Origin of the sequence: Aquipseudomonas guryensis (genome assembly GCF_014164785.1) — a bacterium.
Taxonomy (GTDB): Bacteria; Pseudomonadota; Gammaproteobacteria; order Pseudomonadales; family Pseudomonadaceae; genus Aquipseudomonas; species Aquipseudomonas guryensis.
The window spans coordinates 288,982-305,621 of sequence record NZ_JACJFN010000005.1 but is presented as its reverse complement, the minus strand read 5'-3'; the positions used below and the strand labels follow the sequence as shown (position 1 = coordinate 305,621).

Below are 16,640 nucleotides of genomic sequence, written 5' to 3'. Positions count from 1 at the left end.
CTCAGTAGTGAAACGACGCATCGCCGATGGTAGTGTGGGGCTTCCCCATGTGAGAGTAGGTCATCGTCAAGCTCCTATCCCCAAACCCCCAATCCGTGAAAACGGGTTGGGGGTTTGGCTTTGGGCGCTAGAAAAGTTCGGGCCTTGAACGTGGCTTTTCTAGCGGGCGAGCAGGCGCCGCTGCTTGCCTTGCGATACCTTATGCCCTGTTGCTCTACTCGATTACTTGCAAGCAGGCCTTTTCTGCTTATTGTGGGGAAATTTTCCCTAGGCATCGTCCGTTCTGGAATGGAGTCTGATTTCGATCATGACCGAGCTAAAAACAGCCAAAACCCGTCGCACAACCAACTGGTCGGCGATCTGGATCCTCCCCCTTATCGCTTTGTTGATCGGCGGCTGGCTGGGCTGGCGTGCCTACAACCAAGCCGGTATCGAGATTCAGGTGTACTTCCCCAGCGGCGACGGGATCCAGGCCGGCAAGACTGAGGTGATTTTCAAAGGCATGCCGATTGGCAAGGTCATCGGGCTTGAAATTGACGACAGTGGCAAGCAGCGCGGCGTGCGTGCCACGATCGAGATGGATAAACGCGTTGAGCAGCATCTGCGCAGCAACACCCGCTTCTGGCTGGTCAAGCCGAGTGTTTCGCTGGCGGGTATTACCGGTTTGGAAACTCTGGTTTCCGGTAATTACATTACGGCCAGTCCAGGTGATGGCGAGCCGACTCGTGAGTTCACTGCCCTGACCGAGCCACCACCATTGGCGGATACTGTTCCGGGGCTTCACCTGACGCTCAAGGCTGATCGTCTCGGCTCGCTGAACCGTGATAGCCCGGTGTTCTACAAGCAGATCCAGGTTGGCCGGGTGAAAAGCTACCGGCTTGCCGAAGACCAGAGTACGGTTGAAATCAAGCTGTTCATCCAGCCGGAGTTTTCCTCTCTGGTGCGTAAACATACGCGCTTCTGGAATGCCAGCGGTGTGACCATAGATGCCGGCCTGTCTGGGGTCAAAGTGCGTACCGAGTCGCTGGCGAGCATCGTTGCAGGTGGCATCGCCTTTGCTACACCTGAGCATCGCAAGGACAGCCCGCCTACTGACCCGAGCCTGCCATTCCGTCTCTACGAAGACTTCGATGACGCCCAGGCTGGCATCAAGGTCGCGCTCAAACTGCATGACTTCGATGGTCTAGAGCCGGGCCGAACGCCGGTGATGTACAAAGGCATCCAGGTTGGCTACATGAAAACCTTCAAGGTCGACCAGGATCTGAGTGGGGCCAGTGTCGAGCTGATGCTGGACCCGCGCACCGAAGACTATCTGGTTGAGGGTACGGATTTCTGGATGGTCAAACCGTCGATTTCCTTAGCCGGCATCACGGGTTTGGAAGCCCTGGTCAAGGGTAACTACATTGCCATTCGTCCAGGCGAAACCGGAGGCGCACAGGTTCGCGAGTTTGTTGCTCGCGACAAGGCACCGCCGCTGGATCTGGGCGCGCCGGGCCTGCATCTGGTTCTATTCAGTGACAATTTGGGCTCTCTGGAAGTGGGTAGCCCGATTCTCTATCGCCAGGTCAAGGTCGGTAGTATCCAGAGTTACCAGTTCGCCAAAGATCAGAAGCGTGTGGTCCTAGGGGCGCACATCGAACCCGAGTACGCCAAGCTGGTTAACAGCTCTACACGTTTCTGGAACGCCAGTGGCATCAGCCTTACCGGCGGGCTCTCGGGGATTAAGGTCAAGAGCGAGTCCTTGCAGAGCTTGCTGGCCGGCGGTGTGGCATTCGATACACCGAATCTGAGTGCTCCTGTCAGTCGCAAGATCCAACGCTTCACGCTGCATGAGGATCGGGAAAAAGCACTGCAGGAAGGCGTAACCATTCAGATCAAGGTTGTCAGTGGTGATGGCCTCAATCCAGGCACACCGATCCGTTACAAAGGCATCGAGGTGGGCAAGGTAGAAACCGTCGAGCTGACCGATGATCTGCAAGCCGTGCTGCTCAATGCCCGTATTACCAAGGCGACTGCGCGGATTGCCAGTGTTGGCAGCACTTTCTGGGTGGTCAAACCCGAGTTGGGTCTGGCGCGCACTGCCAACCTGGAAACGCTGGTCAGTGGCCAGTACCTAGAAGTTTCTCCGGCGGACAAGGCGGGCAAGCCTCAGGCCTATTTCGAGGCGCGTATGCAGGCGCCCACTGCTGATGTGCGCGAAACAGGCCTGCGTGTCGTACTGAGCACCGCTCGCCGGGGGTCGATCAAGCCGGGCGTGGTGGTGAGCTACAGGGAAGTTCCGGTGGGCAAGGTGACCCATTTCGAGTTGGGGCCAACCTCTGATCGCGTGTTGATCCACGCGCTTATTGAACCGCGTTATGCACCTCTGGTGCGCAGTGGTACGCGCTTCTGGAATGCCAGCGGTATTGGGGTCGAAGCAGGCTTGTTCAAAGGTCTGAAAGTACGCACCGAGTCGCTTGAGGCCTTGCTGGAGGGCGGTATTGCGTTTGCCACTCCGGACAATGCATTGATGGGTGGACCTGCGCAGCCAGGGCAGACCTATGCGTTGAACGATGAGGTCAGCGAAGAGTGGCTGAAGTGGGCGCCGAAGATCGTACTGGACAAGTAAGGTGAGGGCGCTGGGCAGATTCAGCTTGAGTTAAGTCGCAACGGTTATCTTGGTTCCTGTCGAAACCAACTACCCCTAGCGGAGACTGAACATGAACAAGCTGACTGCCCTGTTTGCCATCACTACCCTTGCCGCCACTGCCGGGATCGCCCAGGCCCGAGACCTGGGCCCGGATGAAGCGCTGAAACTGCGCGATGCTGGCACCATCCAGAGCTTCGAGAAACTCAACGAAGCAGCCATTGCCAAGCACCCAGGCAGCAAGGTCGAGGAGACCGAGCTGGAAGAGGAATACGGTCGCTACATCTACCAGGTCGAACTGCGTGACGCGCAGAACGTGCAATGGGACCTGGAACTGGACGCCACCAATGGCCAGATCCTCAAAGACCAGCGCGACGATTGATTGATCGCCAGATAACGAAAGGGCCGCTGATGCGGCCCTTGTCGTTTCCTGCTCCCGGATTGCATCCGGGCTAGCCTCAGGCCGGCTGGCCTTCCGGCTCGGCGGCTTTCACCACCTCGCGGCGCTTGATGTACTTCCAGTCTGCCTCGTCGATATAGATACCGTTCGGCCCGCTGCCACCTTCCAGGTCGATGGCCACCGTGGCCGACACCTGCGGTTTCACCGAGGCGAGAATCGGCACGAAGCCCAGTTGCAGGCTGGTCTCGATCAGCGCCTGCTGGTTGCGCTCGTCGATGTCCGCCGCCTCGTCGAGGTAGTAGGGCAGGCGCACCTTGCCGGCCTGCTCGCGATCCATCAGGTGCAGCAACAGGTACATGTTGGTCAGCGCCTTGATGGTCATGGTGGTGCCGTTGGATGCCGCGCCGTCGATGTCGGTGTGCATCACCGGCTGGCCGCCGACCTTGGTGATCTCGAAGGCCAGCTCGAACAGGTCCTTGAGACCCAGCTGGTTGTGGTTGGCCGCGACCAGGCGCGCCAGGTACTCCTTGGCTTCCTCGTTCTTGGCGTCCTGATCACCGCTCTGCTGCAGGTCGAACACCGACAGGGTCTCGCCTTCCTCGTACTGGCCAGCGCTGTGGATGATCTGGTCGATGTGCTTGAGGGCGTCCTTGTTCGGGGCCAGAACGATGCGGAAGCTCTCCAGGTTGGACACCTGGCGCTTGTTGATCTCGCGGTTGAACAGCGCCAGCTGGTGTTCCAGGTTGTCGTAGTCGCTGCGGATATTGCGCAGGGTACGGGCAATATCCGTCACGGCAGCACGGCGCGCCTTGGCCAGGGTGAGGGCTTCGTCCTGGCGGTGCGCGTAGGCGTTGACCAGCAGGTGCAGGCGACGCTCGACGTCGTCTTCGCTGTCGAACTTGGCCACGCCCTTCAGGCGCACCTGGGCGTACAGCGCCTCGATCTGCCCGTCGATGCGCTGCAGCGCCTGCCAGCTGTCCTGGTAGTCGTTGAGCAGCGGTTGCAGGTTGTCCAGAGAGTCGTCGACCGGGTCCATGAACGGCGTGCCGAACGGCAGATCGGCCGGCAGCAGCTGGCGACGGCGCAGGGCGTCTTCCAGGGTGCGCTGCTTGGCTTCCAGATCGGCCAGTTGCCGACCGACCAGCTGCAGCTTGGCGGACAGTTGCTGCACGCGCTCGGTGAAGGCATCCGCCGCACGCTTGAGTTCGTCCTGGGCGGCCTCCAGCTGCGCCAGCTGCTCCAGCTTGCTGGCATCCTCGGCGGACAGGGTCTGGCAGCGGCGGAAGTCTTCCAGCGCCTTCTGCGCGTCCAGCACGTCCTTGTACAGCTGCTCGGCCTGGGCCTTGCTCGCCGCGCGGTCGGCGGCCACCGCCTGCTGGGTCTTCAGTTGTTTGAGCTCGCGCTCCAGGCGGTCGCGCTGATCGCGTAGCGCCGCGCGGTCGGCCAGGGCCTGCAGGGCCGGCGGCTCGATGTGTGAGAGGTCGATGGACAGGCCGGGCACTTCGAAGTGATCGCCCTTGAAGCGATCCAGCACCGCCTCGACGGCCTTGACCCAGTCATCGCCTTCGGCCTGGATGCCTTTCTCGCCCAGCGGCAGGCTGAACAGCTGGCCGTTGAACAGGCGCATCAGGCGGTCGACATCGGCCTGGCTGAACTCCTCGCGCAGGCGCGAGTAGCTGTTGTTGTCGGCGTGGTCGAGCTGCTGCTTGACCGACTTCAGGCGTTTCTCCAGATCGCGCAGACGCTCGTCCAGGTCCTCGGCGGAGAACTGCCGCGACTGCGCAAGGGCGCCGGCCAGTTCGTCGTGGGCATCCTTGGCGGCGAGCAGCTGGGCTTCCAGCACTTTCACATCGTCGACCAGGGCGAAGCGGTTCTTAAGTACCGCCAGCTCACCCATCCAGCGCTGGATCTCGCTGATCTCGCGCTCCAGTCGCATCAGCTCCTGGGTGCCGCCGCGCTGTTCGTGCTGCAGGCCATCCTGCTCGGCGCGGTAGTGCTCATGTTGGGTCAGCAGCTCGTCACGGCGGGCGCCGGCGTAATCCTGCCAGGTACCGAGCAGGCTATCCAGCAGCGGCGACAGGCGATGCAGCTTGCCGCGCAGCACTTCGCGCTGGGCCACGCCAGCGGACAGCGCCTCGATCAGCGGGCCGGCGGTGACCAGCGCCTGGTAGTCCTGCTCCATGCGGCGCACGTCGCGGAAGGCTTCTTCGGTGGCGGCGATGTAATCGACGCTGCCCGAGCGCAGGCTGTGCTCGAAGGCATCGAGGAACAGCTGCTTGAGCTTGGCCGCGGTGATCTCGCGCATGTGCAGCAGGTTGATGAACAGGGCGCGGAAGGTCTTCAGGCTCTGCTCGCTGGTGGAGCGCAGCGGGATCAGGGTCAGGTCCAGCGGAATCGAAGTGTGCCCGCCGACCAGCAGGCGGCGCAGCTCTTCCGGTTTCAGCTCATAGGCGACGATGCCGGCCTGGCCGAGGTTGTTGAACAGCTCGCGCTGGCGCAGGCAGGTGCCGTTGCTCTGGTAGTGCTGCAGGTCCAGCTCGCCGCGGTAGGCGAAGAACTGGTGACCGAAGCCGCCACCCGGGCCGCGCCCGGCCACGCCGATCACGTGGGGGCCGTGGGGCAGGGCAATCTCGACCAGGATGTAGCTGGTGTCGCTGGCGAAGTAGAACTTGCGCGAGGCCTCCAGGCTGTACTTGCCGAAGCTCATGTCGGACATGCGCGCCAGGATCGGGAACTGCAGGGCGTTGATTGACGCCGATTTACCCAGGTTGTTGGCGCCGTACACCGACAGCGGGTTTTCCAGCGGAAACAGGCCGAGGCTGTAGCCGGCGGTGTTCAGCAGGGCGAAGCGGCGGATGCCGTAGCGTTCCTGGCTCATGCGTCGATCTCCTGGGCTTCACGTTCTTCGGCCATGGCGCGGGCCAGGGCGTCTTCCTCGTTTTCTTCGCGGGCGATTTCTTCGGCCGGCTCGATGATCACGATCTCGTCCTCGACCTCATCGGCGACCAGCACCGGCGTCGGCAGCGGCAGGGCGCTGTGCAGGCTGGCAGCCAGATCGCGGTCCTGTTGCACGGACAGGCACACGTCGAGGAAGCGGTGCATCGGCGCGAGGAAGCGGTACACGCCGTTGTCCTCGCTGGCGAAGCCGAGCTGGACCAGGCGGCGCATGACCTTCTCTTCCAGTTCTTCCTGGGTGGTGACTTCGGCCTGCAGGAACAGGTCCTTGTACTTCTCTAGCAGCGGCGGCAGCTCGTCGCGGCCGAGGCTGCCGCCATCGAGCACGGCCAGCGGGTCGCGGCCCTGGTCGGCGAGGTGCTCTACCAGGATGAAGGTGAACAGCGCCAGGCGCTGGGCGGTCTTGTTGACCTGGGCGCCCATCTGCTCGGGGACGAAGTAGTAGAAGCCGCGGGTGTCGCAGGTAAGCTCGTAGCCGAGCGACTTGAACAGCGCGCGGTACTGGTCCTGCAGGTTGGACAGCTGGGTGTACAGCTCCGGGTCGCGGCGGCTGATGTGGTAGCCCTTGAACAGCTCGCGGAAGATCGGCGCCAGCTGGGTCAGTTCTTTCAGGTCGATATTCATGCGGTAGTGGTCCCGGCCGGCTTGATCAGGGCGTAGGAGCTCAGGCTGACCTGATGCTCGCGGGTGAGGTAGTCGCGGCGCTCGAGGCGCTCACGCTGGAAGCGGCTGTCGCGGGACAGGCGCGAGAACCAGTAAAGCAATTCGTCGGTGGCGCCAGTCGGTTCCTGCTCCAGCAGCCAGCCCATCAGGTCCGGCAGCGGCAGGGCCTGCTCGCAGCGCTCGATCATCTCGCGGGCGGTGCGGGGCGCGCGTTGCGGCTCGCCCTTGCGCGTGCTGCTGGCCTTGGGGAACTGCGATGGCTTGGGCTCGAAGCGGGCCAGGGCGTAGACGTAGGCCTCGACCTGCGAGGCGGTGCCGAGGAAGGTGCTCTGCGGGCGCGTGTGCAGTGGCAGCGAGGCCTGCGGCACGGCGTCCAGGCCCTTCTTGCGGATCGCCGCCAGGGCCAGCGCCGCGCCACGGGTCACGGCATTGTGCCGGCGCGCTTCCTCGCGCAGCGGCAGCAGCAGCTCGCGGGCCTTGCGCAGGGTCAGCTGGGCGGTGGTCTGCATTTCCAGAATGCGCGCGTGGGTGCGCAGCAGCAGGTCGTCGTCGACCAGTTGGCCGAGGCGCTGCTGTTCGCCGAGCAGCTTGAGCAGCACCTGCTCGACGCGGCGCACGCCTTGCTCGAAGGCACCGTCGGCGGCGACCAGCTGGATCATCGGCTCGACGTACTCGTCCCAGGTCGCCAGCACTTCGGCGTAGCGCTGGCGCAGCGGAATCTGCCGGTCGCTGGTCTTGGCCCGTTCGGCCACGCCGATCAGTGCCTGCTCGTCGTTGCCGAGCTTCTTCAGTACATCGCGTACGCGCATATCGAGCAGACGTAGCTGACGCGCCAGGTCGTTGCCGTCGCGGATCTCGAAGGCGTCCTGGATATAACCGGCCAGGCGCTCCAGGTGGCGCAGGTAGGCTTCGATCTCCAGGCACAGGCCCAGGCGGTGTTCGCGGCGCAGGTAGGCGAGGAAGTCGTGGATCTGCGCGTTCAGCTCGAAGCGATTGGGGCTCTTGGCCACCGGCACCAGGATATCCAGGCGAATCCACTGGTCGAGCAGGGCGGTGATGTCGGCGGGGCTGCCCTCGGGCAGCTGGGCACCGAGCTGGTTGCGCAGTTCCACCAGGCTCAGGGTGCCGGCATCGAAGCGCTCGCACAGCGGTTCGAGTAGCGTCCAGTGCTCGGCGAGGGCGCGCAATACGCGCTTGGGGTCAATCATCGGGGCATCCGTTCTGCTGGCTGCTTTCTTATAAAGCGCGGAATTGTACTGCAAAGGTCGCGGACTGGCCGACCGGGTGTCGAAACGCCCGTCGGCCTTCCCCGAAGCGGCGATTCAGGCCACAATTCCCGCCCATCAGAGCGGACCCGCCGCCCGCCACAGGAACTGTCAGCCTTGATCGAAGAAGCCCGTCGCCGCGCCTATCTGACTGCCATGCAGGTGGTCAGCTGGCTGCCGCGTAGTGTGTTGCCTTTTGCCGCGCCGTCGCGGGCCGAGCTGCTGCTGCCATTGCTGGAGCCGGAGCCGCAGGTTGTCGCGCCGCCGGTGGTGGCTGCCGCCCCTGCCGTAGCACGCGAAGAAGCGCCGGCGTCCCGCCCGAGCATCGAAATACCGCGCCCGGCGGTGCCGATGCCCAAACCGATGATCAAGGCCGAACCGGCCCCCGCCGAAGACGACACCCCGGCGCCGACTCGGGCTGCCCCCGTGGCGCCGCCACGCTTCGCCCTGCAGCTGCTGCGGGCCGGCGACTGCGCCCTGCTGGTCGAACTGCCCACCGGCGAGTCGTTCCAGAGCCGCGACCCGGCCTACCTTCTATTGAAAGACCTGCTGCGCGCCGCCGGCCTGCCGGACAGCCCGCAGCAGGTTGGCGACGGCTCGCCGATCCGCTGGCCGCTGCTGTCGCGCGGCAACCTCGACCAGGGCCCGGATGCGGCCCGTGACTATGTGCAGGGCGTGCTCGCTGGCCAGCTGGAAAGCCAGCCCTGTGCCTGCCTGTGGCTGGTTGGTCTGCCGGCCATCCGCTTCGCTGGCGAAGGCGATGCCGACAGCTACAACCGCGAGCTGACCATCGACGGCCTCGGTCCGGCCTGGGCGCTGCCGGGGCTGGAGCTGCTGATGGACGAGCCCGCGCGCAAGCGCGAGCTGTGGCAGGCCATGCGCCGGGTGATGCAGCGCTGGAAGCCGGCCGTATGAGTGGCGCCATCAGCTTCCGCCCGATGACCGAGGCGGACCTCGACCGCGTGGTGCAGATCGAAGCCGCCGGCTTCAGCCATCCGTGGAACCGCAACCTGTTCGCCGATGGCCTCAAGTCCTACGACTGCTGGGTAATGTTGGAGGGCACCGAGCAGATCGGCCACGGCATCATCCAGGTGATCATCGACGAGGCACACCTGCTCAATATCACCGTGCGCCCGCAGAGTCAGGGCAAGGGCTACGGCCTGCAGCTGCTGGAACATCTGATGCGCCGGGCCATGCAGCTGAACGCTGGAGAGTGCTTCCTCGAAGTACGTGCCAGCAATCAGTCGGCTTATCGCCTGTACGAGCGCTATGGCTTCAACGAGATCGGCCGCCGGCGCGACTATTACCCCGCGCCGGGCGGTCGCGAAGATGCCTTGGTGATGGCCTGCACCCTGCTCGACTGAAGCCCCATCGGCGCTGCACTTGCGGCTGGCTTGTCAAAGCGCCAGCCGCTCCGTATGGTGCGGCGCGAACCGTGAGGATTAAGCCATGAGCGATCTGCAGCACCTGTTCGACAACAACGCGCGCTGGGCCGAATCGGTCAACGAGAAGGACCCCGAGTTCTTCGCCAAGCTGGCCAAGCAGCAGACTCCTGAGTTCCTGTGGATCGGTTGCTCGGATGCGCGGGTGCCGGCCAACGAAATCGTCGGTCTGTTGCCGGGTGATATCTTCGTCCACCGCAACGTCGCCAACGTGGTGCTGCATACCGACCTCAACTGCCTGTCGGTGATCCAGTACGCGGTCGACGTGCTCAAGGTCAAACACATCCTGGTCACCGGCCACTACGGCTGCGGCGGTGTGCGCGCGGCCATGCAGGACCGCCAGTTCGGCCTGATCGATGGCTGGCTGCGCTCGATCCGCGACCTGTATTACGAGCAGCGCGAGCACTTCGCCGCGATCGCCGACGAGGAAGACAAGGTCGATCGCCTCTGCGAGCTCAACGTCATCCACCAGGTGGCCAACGTCAGCCACACCACCATCGTGCAGAACGCCTGGCATCGCGGCCAGGAGCTGTCGGTGCATGGCTGCATCTATGGCATCAAGGACGGTCGCTGGAAGAACCTCAACGTCACCGTCAGCGGCCTGGAGCAACTGCCACCGCAGTACCGCCTGCGCCCGGCCGGCCAGTCCTGAGGTGCCGCGCGCGCAACTCCTCGCCTGGCTCGGCCTGGCCCTGGCCAGCCTGTTCTGGGCCGGCAACTCCTTGGTGGCACGAGCGTTCAGCGGGCCGATCCCACCGCTGTCGCTGGCCTTCTGGCGCTGGGCTGTAGCGCTCGCCATAGTCTTGCCCCTTGTCGCCCCCTCGCTGTGGCGTTACCGCCAAGCGCTACGGACCGCTGGCTGGCGCCTCTGGGTCGCGGCGCTACTGGCGATCACGCTCTACAACTGCCTGCTCTACACGGCGGCGCTGAGCACCGCGGCGATCAATCTCAGCCTGATCAGTACCTGCCTGCCGCTGGCGACTTTTATCGGCGCAGGTCTGTTGCTCGGCGAATGGCCGGCACGGCGGGCCTGGGGCGGGCTTGGCCTGGCGCTGCTCGGCCTGATCTGGCTGATCGCCCAGGGCAACTGGCAGATGCTGAGCAGCCTGTCGTTTGCCCAGGGTGACCTGCTGATCTTGCTGGCAACCCTGGACTGGGCGCTTTACTCCTTGTTGCTACGGCGCTGGAACCGTTACTTCCAGATTCCACCCTTCACCTTGCTCGGCGCGCTGATCCTGCTCGGCCTGCTGATGCTGGCGCCCCTCTATGCCTGGGAGCTTGGGCAGGGCGCGCGGTTCGAGCCCAACCTGGAGAACCTCGCGGCGATTGCCTACACCGCGCTCTTCGCTTCGGTTCTGGCGTACCACCTGTGGAATATCGGCCTGCGCGAACTCGGCGCGGCGCGTACGGCGATGAGCAACTTCCTCATGCCGGTCTTCACCGCGCTCTTGGCTTGGCTGCTCCTGGGCGAGGGCTTGCAGAGCTTTCACTGGATTGGCGGTGCCCTTATCTTTGCCGGCCTTTTGCTGGCTGGCCGTACGCAGCAAGCCTAGTGGTACAAGGCAGGTTGCTAACACCGGCGGGGCGCCAACCGTGGTGCTGTACAGTGCGCTGGGGCTTCTGCATAATTCGCGGCCCGCTTTCATGCCCGGATGGCGAAATCGGTAGACGCAGGAGACTTAAAATCTCTCGGCCGCAAGGTCATGCCGGTTCGAGTCCGGCTCCGGGCACCATTCAATTCCTTCCTCATTTCTTGATGCCATAACTTTGTGCTTTTGCAGCCAATAGCTGCTTTAGTTTTTTATTGCGCGCAAAGAAAAAGGGGTTAGCTTTCGCTAACCCCTTTCAAATGTTTGGTGGCTACGCAGGGACTTGAACCCCGGACCCCAGCATTATGAATGCCGTGCTCTAACCAACTGAGCTACGTAGCCGTTTGAGGCGCGCATTATTCTCGTCACAGCGTTTGCTGTCAAGCGTGTTTCGAGAAAATTTATGCGCGCTATCAAATGCTTAGACGTTGAAGCGGAAGTGCATCACGTCGCCATCCTTGACGATGTAGTCCTTGCCTTCCAGGCGCCATTTGCCGGCTTCCTTGGCGCCGTTTTCGCCCTTGTACTGGATGAAGTCGTTATAGGCGACCACTTCGGCGCGGATGAAGCCTTTCTCGAAGTCGGTGTGGATCACGCCGGCGGCCTGCGGGGCGGTGGCGCCGACCTTGACGGTCCAGGCACGCACTTCCTTCACGCCGGCGGTGAAGTAGGTCTGCAGGTTGAGCAGCTCGTAGCCGGCGCGGATCACGCGATTGAGACCAGGCTCTTCGAGGCCGAGGGCTTCGAGGAACATGTCCTTCTCTTCGCCGTCGTCGAGTTCGGCGATTTCCGCTTCGATCTTGTTGCACACCGGCACCACGATGGCGCCTTCTTCATCGGCGATGGCCTTGACCACGTCGAGCAGCGGGTTGTTGTCGAAGCCGTCTTCGGCGACGTTGGCGATGTACATCACCGGCTTGCTGGTGAGCAGGTGGAAACCGCGGACCAGTTGCTTCTCGTCGTCGCCCAGGGCCTTCAGCAGGGTGCGTGCGGGCTTGCCTTCGGTGAAGTGCGGGATCAGCTTCTCGAGCAGGGCTTTCTGCGCCACGGCCTCCTTGTCGCCGCCCTTGGCGTTGCGGCTGACCTTCTGCAGTTGCTTCTCGCAGCTGTCGAGGTCGGCGAAGATCAGTTCCAGTTCGATGATCTCGATGTCGCGCTTGGGGTCGACGCTGTTGGACACGTGGATCACGTTGTCGTCTTCGAAGCAGCGTACGACGTGGGCGATGGCGTCGGTCTCGCGGATGTTGGCGAGGAACTTGTTGCCCAGGCCTTCACCCTTGGAAGCGCCCTCGACCAGGCCGGCGATGTCGACGAACTCCATGGTAGTCGGCAGGATGCGCTCGGGTTTGACGATCTCGGCCAGCGCGGCCAGGCGCGGGTCGGGCATCGGCACGATGCCGCTGTTCGGCTCGATGGTGCAGAAGGGGAAGTTCTCTGCCGCGATACCGGATTTGGTGAGGGCGTTGAACAGGGTGGACTTGCCGACGTTGGGCAGGCCGACGATGCCGCAATTGAATCCCATGGTGTGTCCCTCGCGCCGATAAGGCGGTGAAAAGTGATTAGGTGGCTTTCTGGCTGTGCAGCTTGTGCATCGCTTTGGTCCATTCGCCGGCGAGCATTTCCGGCAGCACGCCGAGGGCGAAATCGATGCTGGTGTCCAGCAGCTCCTGCTCGCTACGCGGGGCGCGGCTGAGGACGAAGTTGGAGACCAGGCTGCTGTGCCCAGGGTGGCCGATGCCGAGCCGCAGGCGGTGGAAAGTGTTCTGATTGCCGAGCTGGGCAATGATGTCGCGCAGCCCGTTATGTCCGCCGTGCCCGCCACCCTGTTTGAGTTTGGCGACGCCGGGAGGCATGTCGAGTTCGTCGTGGGCCACCAGAATGGCGTCCGGAGGTATCCGGAAGAAATTCGCCAGTGCCGCTACGGACTGGCCGCTGCGGTTCATGAAGGTGGTGGGGATGAGCAGACGAACGTCGCGGCCCTGATGGCTGAACTTGCCCACCAGGCCAAAATACTTTTTGTCGAGGCTCAGGCTGACGCGTTCGCGGTCGGCCAGGCGCTCAACGAAAAGGGCCCCCGCGTTATGCCGGGTCTGGTCGTATTCGGGGCCTGGATTACCCAGGCCGACGATCAGTTGCACGGCAGTCACGACGGGGGCCCTTCCTTAAGACGAGCTGAGTGGATTACTCGGCTGCGTCTTCTTCTTTGGCAACGCGGGAAGCGTGGATGTTGGCAACAGCCAGGTCGTTGCCGTGGGCCAGGGCCACCAGCTCGACGCCTTTCGGCAGTACCAGGTCGGACAGGTGAACGATCTGACCGACTTCCACTTTGGCCATGTCGACGTTGATGAATTCCGGCAGGTCTTGCGGCTGGCAGGAAACTTCAACTTCGGAGATGGTGTGGGACACTTCGCCGCCTTGCTGCTTCACGCCAACCGAGGATTCCTGGTTGAGGAAGTGCAGGGGAACGTGGGCGGTCAGTTTCTGGCCGGCTACGACGCGAACGAAGTCAGCGTGCAGAACGAAGCCTTTGGCCGGGTGACGTTGCAGGGCCTTGATCAGAACGGTTTCGGCGGTGCCGGCAACGTTCAGGGTCAGCACGTGGCTGAAGGCAGCTTCGTTTTCCAGCAGCTTGGCCAGGTCTTTAGCCAGCAGGCTGATCGATTGCGGGGCTTTCTCGCCACCGTAGATAACAGCCGGTACCAGGCTGGCGATACGACGCAGGCGGCGGCTCGCACCTTTCCCCAGGTCGGAACGCGCTTCGGCATTCAGGGCAAATTCAACAGTCATTTCACTTCTCCAAAATAACCAAACCGCCAGCTGCGCTTGCGACCAGCGTGCGGGCGGTTGGGCAAAAAGCCCCGCACAGCGGCGGGGCACAGGTCGCCAGGGATGTTCGCGTTAGCGGAACATCGCGCTGATCGATTCTTCATTGCTGATGCGACGCATCGCTTCAGCCACGACTGCTGCCATATCCAGTTGACGGATACGCGAGCAGGCTTGCGCCGCAGCGGACAGCGGGATGGTGTTGGTCACCACTAGTGCGTCCAGTACGGAGTTTTCAAGATTTTCAATGGCGCGGCCCGACAGTACCGGGTGCGTTGCGTAGGCGAACACCTTGGCGGCGCCGTGCTCTTTCAGCGCCTTGGCGGCGTGGCAGAGGGTGCCGGCGGTGTCGACCATGTCGTCGACCAGTACGCAGGTGCGGCCGTCCACGTCACCGATGATGTGCATCACTTCGGAGTGGTTGGCCTTCTCGCGGCGCTTGTCGATGATCGCCAGGTCAACACCCAGGGACTTGGCCACGGCGCGTGCGCGCACTACACCGCCGATGTCCGGGGAGACGATCATCAGGTTTTCGAAACGCTGGTCTTCGATATCGTCCACCAGAACCGGGGAACCGTAGATGTTATCTACCGGGATATCGAAGAAGCCTTGGATCTGGTCGGCGTGCAGGTCGACAGTCAGCACGCGGTCGATACCGACCACGGTCAGCATGTCGGCCACCACTTTGGCGCTGATTGCCACGCGAGCGGAGCGCGGGCGGCGGTCCTGGCGGGCATAGCCGAAGTAGGGGATGACTGCAGTGATACGAGAAGCCGAGGAGCGGCGGAAGGCGTCAGCCATCACCACCAGTTCCATCAGGTTGTCGTTAGTCGGGGCACAGGTCGGCTGAATGATGAAAACGTCTTTACCGCGAACGTTTTCATTGATTTCAGCGCTGATTTCGCCGTCGGAGAATTTGCCTACGGAGGCGTCGCCGAGGGGGATGTGCAGTTGGCGCACGATGCGACGCGCCAGGTCGGGGTTAGCATTCCCCGTGAAGACCATCATCTTGGACACGCGCAGTACCTGCCTGAGGGTGGGTCCGATGAATTAAAAAGCTGTTCAAAAAGCCAGGCTCTTTGAACAGCTCTCGAATATATGGCAGGGGCGGCTGGATTCGAACCAACGCATGGCAGGATCAAAACCTGCTGCCTTACCGCTTGGCGACGCCCCTGTAGAGTTAACGCTAATGCACGATCTGGTTTACGTAACCTCTGGGAGGTTATGGCAGGGGCGGCTGGATTCGAACCAACGCATGGCAGGATCAAAACCTGCTGCCTTACCGCTTGGCGACGCCCCTGTATCGTATAACCGAATGCTAGGCATTCCCTTCCGTTGCTAGTTTTTCGAGCTGCAGATGCACCGGAGACCGATTGCAACCACGTGCTGTGAAACTTGGCAGGGTGGCCGGAAGTTGGCGCGAGACTTTATCAGCATCGGCCTGATTTGGGAAGCTCCCAAATACACAAGCTCCGGTTCCGGTCATTCTTGCTGGAACAAATTTGTTCAACAAGTTCAAAGCGTTACGCACTTCTGGGTAGCGCTTCTCGACAACCGGTTGGCAGTCGTTATGACCACCCCCCGCGGGAAGGCTGCGAACTGTAATGGCCGGGGTATTCCGTGTCAACTCGGGGTCGGCAAAAACTTCGGCGGTGCTGATGGCCACCTGCGGCACGGCGACCAGATACCAGGGTTCGGCCAGTTCGACCGGCTGCAGACGCTCGCCGACACCCTCGGCGAAGGCGGCGCGGCCGCGCACGAATACCGGCACGTCGGCGCCCAGGCCGAGGCCCAGTTGCGCCAGGCAGTCTTCGTCCCAGCCCAGTTGCCATAGGTGGTTGAGGCCGAGCAGGGTGGTCGCCGCATCCGAGCTGCCGCCACCGATGCCGCCACCCATGGGCAGGCGCTTATCCAGCCAGATGTCGGCGCCCAGTGTGCAGCCGGCTTGCTGCTGCAGTTGGCGCGCGGCGCGCACGATCAGGTTGCTGTCGTGGGGCACGCCGGGGATCTCGCTGTGCAGGCGGATCTCGCCGTCGGTGCGGAGGGCGAAGCCGAGCTGGTCGCCGTAGTCGATGAACTGGAACAGGGTCTGCAGCTCGTGATAACCGTCGGCGCGGCGACCGAGGATGTGCAGCATCAGGTTGAGCTTGGCCGGGGCCGGCAGGGTCAGTTCGGCGTGGGCTGGAATTGTGGTGGCTGTCATTGCGGTTGGCCGTTGTGTAGGAGCGTGCTCGCTCCTACAGGTTGTGCGTGGGAAAGGGCTTACTGGCCGAGCTGGCGTGGCTGCCAGTCCTTGATCACCAGGGTCACGTCGAGGTTCTCGCCGTGCAGTTTGATCCGTTGCGGCAGGCTGTAGCCGTTCTGTTCGGCGTAGCTGAGGTATTCGACATCCCAGCCATCCTGCTGCAGGCGTGCCAGCTGGCTGTCGCTGCTCAGGGTCACCCGGCTCTTGCTGTCCGGGGCGGGCAGGCCGCGCACCCACCAGAGCAGATGCGAAACCGGCAGGCGCCAGCCGAGCTGCTCTTCCAGCAGGGCTTCTGGTGATTCGGCTTCATAGCGGCCCTGGTTGGCCACTTCCAGCAGGATGGCTCCGGGGCGGCCGGTCAGGCGTGCGGCGCCACGGCCTAGCGGGCCGGACAGGCGAATGTCGTAATAGTCCTGGCGCTGCAGCCAGAACAGCGTACCGCTGCCGGAGTCCTTGGGTGCGCGGATGCCGACCTTGCCGTTGATCTGCCAGGCATCCAGGGTGCTGATCTGCGCCTTGTGGGCTTTCCACAGTTGCGGGTCGCCCTGGCCTTCGATGGCCTCGCGGTTGGTGAAGCCGGCGCAGCCGGTGAGCAGGGCAAGCAGGCTGATAGCGATAAGCTGACGGAACAT

15 protein-coding genes and 4 tRNA genes are annotated in these 16,640 nt (G+C 63.1%); 7 read left to right on the top strand and 12 right to left on the bottom strand.

Translation table 11 applies throughout. From position 1 onward, the window contains the following. Positions 1–307: 307 nt before the first annotated feature. Positions 308–2,608, top strand: coding sequence for a PqiB family protein (locus H3H45_RS19130; protein WP_182835282.1), 2,301 nt, complete (start codon positions 308–310; stop codon positions 2,606–2,608). A 91-nt stretch (positions 2,609–2,699) separates the two neighbouring features. Further along, entirely contained in the window at positions 2,700–3,008 is a 309-nt protein-coding gene (locus H3H45_RS19125) for a PepSY domain-containing protein (RefSeq protein ID WP_182835281.1), read from the top strand. A gap of 76 nt (positions 3,009–3,084) precedes the next feature. On the opposite strand, the gene mksF is transcribed toward H3H45_RS19125, so the two are convergent. The 3 genes from mksF to mksB are packed head-to-tail and all read right to left on the bottom strand — an operon-like array spanning position 3,085 to position 7,852. Further along, entirely contained in the window at positions 3,085–5,904 is a 2,820-nt protein-coding gene (gene mksF / locus H3H45_RS19120) for an Mks condensin complex protein MksF (protein ID WP_182835280.1), read from the bottom strand. Then, positions 5,901–6,605: an Mks condensin complex protein MksE gene (gene mksE / locus H3H45_RS19115; RefSeq protein ID WP_182835279.1), complete on the bottom strand. Its 705-nt coding sequence runs from the start codon at positions 6,603–6,605 to the stop codon at positions 5,901–5,903. Before mksE ends, mksF begins: the two co-directional genes overlap by 4 nt. Continuing rightward, positions 6,602–7,852 (bottom strand): Mks condensin complex protein MksB, encoded by a 1,251-nt coding sequence (gene mksB / locus H3H45_RS19110; RefSeq protein ID WP_182835278.1) that lies wholly within the window; start codon positions 7,850–7,852, stop codon positions 6,602–6,604. Before mksB ends, mksE begins: the two co-directional genes overlap by 4 nt. A 174-nt stretch (positions 7,853–8,026) precedes the next feature. On the opposite strand from mksB, the gene H3H45_RS19105 reads away from it, so the two are divergent. The 5 genes from H3H45_RS19105 to H3H45_RS19085 all read left to right on the top strand — a co-directional run bounded on the left by H3H45_RS19105 (position 8,027) and on the right by H3H45_RS19085 (position 11,084). Beyond that, on the top strand, positions 8,027–8,824 hold the full coding sequence (locus H3H45_RS19105) for an energy transducer TonB (RefSeq protein WP_182835277.1): 798 nt from the start codon (positions 8,027–8,029) through the stop codon (positions 8,822–8,824). Then, positions 8,821–9,273, top strand: coding sequence for a ribosomal protein S18-alanine N-acetyltransferase (rimI, locus tag H3H45_RS19100; protein WP_182835276.1), 453 nt, complete (start codon positions 8,821–8,823; stop codon positions 9,271–9,273). The genes H3H45_RS19105 and rimI overlap by 4 nt, the downstream gene beginning before the upstream one ends. An 85-nt stretch (positions 9,274–9,358) precedes the next feature. Beyond that, the gene (gene can / locus H3H45_RS19095; protein ID WP_182835275.1) at positions 9,359–10,003 is read left to right on the top strand and encodes a carbonate dehydratase; all 645 of its coding nucleotides are present in this window, start codon (positions 9,359–9,361) and stop codon (positions 10,001–10,003) included. Position 10,004: 1 nt separating this feature from the next. Continuing rightward, the gene (locus H3H45_RS19090) at positions 10,005–10,904 is read left to right on the top strand and encodes a DMT family transporter (RefSeq protein WP_328822422.1); all 900 of its coding nucleotides are present in this window, start codon (positions 10,005–10,007) and stop codon (positions 10,902–10,904) included. Between the two features lie 93 nt (positions 10,905–10,997). After that, positions 10,998–11,084: transfer RNA gene (locus tag H3H45_RS19085), tRNA-Leu, on the top strand. Positions 11,085–11,205: 121 nt separating this feature from the next. Here H3H45_RS19085 and H3H45_RS19080 read toward each other — a convergent pair. The 9 genes from H3H45_RS19080 to lolB form a co-directional block, all read right to left on the bottom strand. Then, a tRNA-Met gene (locus tag H3H45_RS19080) sits at positions 11,206–11,282 on the bottom strand. 79 nt (positions 11,283–11,361) lie between these two features. Further along, positions 11,362–12,462: a redox-regulated ATPase YchF gene (gene ychF / locus H3H45_RS19075; RefSeq protein ID WP_182835274.1), complete on the bottom strand. Its 1,101-nt coding sequence runs from the start codon at positions 12,460–12,462 to the stop codon at positions 11,362–11,364. A gap of 37 nt (positions 12,463–12,499) precedes the next feature. Continuing rightward, positions 12,500–13,087 (bottom strand): aminoacyl-tRNA hydrolase, encoded by a 588-nt coding sequence (pth, locus tag H3H45_RS19070; RefSeq protein WP_182835273.1) that lies wholly within the window; start codon positions 13,085–13,087, stop codon positions 12,500–12,502. A gap of 34 nt (positions 13,088–13,121) precedes the next feature. Then, entirely contained in the window at positions 13,122–13,727 is a 606-nt protein-coding gene (locus H3H45_RS19065; protein ID WP_182835272.1) for a 50S ribosomal protein L25/general stress protein Ctc, read from the bottom strand. Between the two features lie 111 nt (positions 13,728–13,838). Continuing rightward, on the bottom strand, positions 13,839–14,780 hold the full coding sequence (locus H3H45_RS19060) for a ribose-phosphate pyrophosphokinase (RefSeq protein ID WP_173203934.1): 942 nt from the start codon (positions 14,778–14,780) through the stop codon (positions 13,839–13,841). Between the two features lie 82 nt (positions 14,781–14,862). Further along, positions 14,863–14,937: transfer RNA gene (locus H3H45_RS19055), tRNA-Gln, on the bottom strand. Positions 14,938–14,988: 51 nt separating this feature from the next. Further along, positions 14,989–15,063, bottom strand: a tRNA-Gln gene (locus H3H45_RS19050). 18 nt (positions 15,064–15,081) lie between these two features. Next, positions 15,082–15,966 carry a 4-(cytidine 5'-diphospho)-2-C-methyl-D-erythritol kinase gene (gene ispE / locus H3H45_RS19045; protein WP_182835271.1) on the bottom strand — a complete coding sequence of 295 codons (885 nt, stop codon included), beginning with the start codon at positions 15,964–15,966 and terminating at the stop codon, positions 15,082–15,084. A 59-nt stretch (positions 15,967–16,025) separates the two neighbouring features. Beyond that, complete coding sequence (lolB, locus tag H3H45_RS19040) at positions 16,026–16,640, bottom strand: lipoprotein insertase outer membrane protein LolB (protein ID WP_182835270.1); 615 nt, start codon at positions 16,638–16,640, stop codon at positions 16,026–16,028.

What these genes read in the sequence shown, in the direction of transcription:
- mksF (WP_182835280.1), bottom strand. Translation starts at nt 5,904, where the DNA reads ATGAGCCAGGAACGCTACGGCATCCGCCGCTTCGCCCTGCTGAACACC.
- H3H45_RS19125 (WP_182835281.1), top strand. Translation starts at nt 2,700, where the DNA reads ATGAACAAGCTGACTGCCCTGTTTGCCATCACTACCCTTGCCGCCACT.
- rimI (WP_182835276.1), top strand. Translation starts at nt 8,821, where the DNA reads ATGAGTGGCGCCATCAGCTTCCGCCCGATGACCGAGGCGGACCTCGAC.
- can (WP_182835275.1), top strand. Translation starts at nt 9,359, where the DNA reads ATGAGCGATCTGCAGCACCTGTTCGACAACAACGCGCGCTGGGCCGAA.
- H3H45_RS19065 (WP_182835272.1), bottom strand. Translation starts at nt 13,727, where the DNA reads ATGACTGTTGAATTTGCCCTGAATGCCGAAGCGCGTTCCGACCTGGGG.
- mksB (WP_182835278.1), bottom strand. Translation starts at nt 7,852, where the DNA reads ATGATTGACCCCAAGCGCGTATTGCGCGCCCTCGCCGAGCACTGGACG.
- lolB (WP_182835270.1), bottom strand. Translation starts at nt 16,640, where the DNA reads ATGTTCCGTCAGCTTATCGCTATCAGCCTGCTTGCCCTGCTCACCGGC.
- H3H45_RS19130 (WP_182835282.1), top strand. Translation starts at nt 308, where the DNA reads ATGACCGAGCTAAAAACAGCCAAAACCCGTCGCACAACCAACTGGTCG.
- mksE (WP_182835279.1), bottom strand. Translation starts at nt 6,605, where the DNA reads ATGAATATCGACCTGAAAGAACTGACCCAGCTGGCGCCGATCTTCCGC.
- ychF (WP_182835274.1), bottom strand. Translation starts at nt 12,462, where the DNA reads ATGGGATTCAATTGCGGCATCGTCGGCCTGCCCAACGTCGGCAAGTCC.
- ispE (WP_182835271.1), bottom strand. Translation starts at nt 15,966, where the DNA reads ATGACAGCCACCACAATTCCAGCCCACGCCGAACTGACCCTGCCGGCC.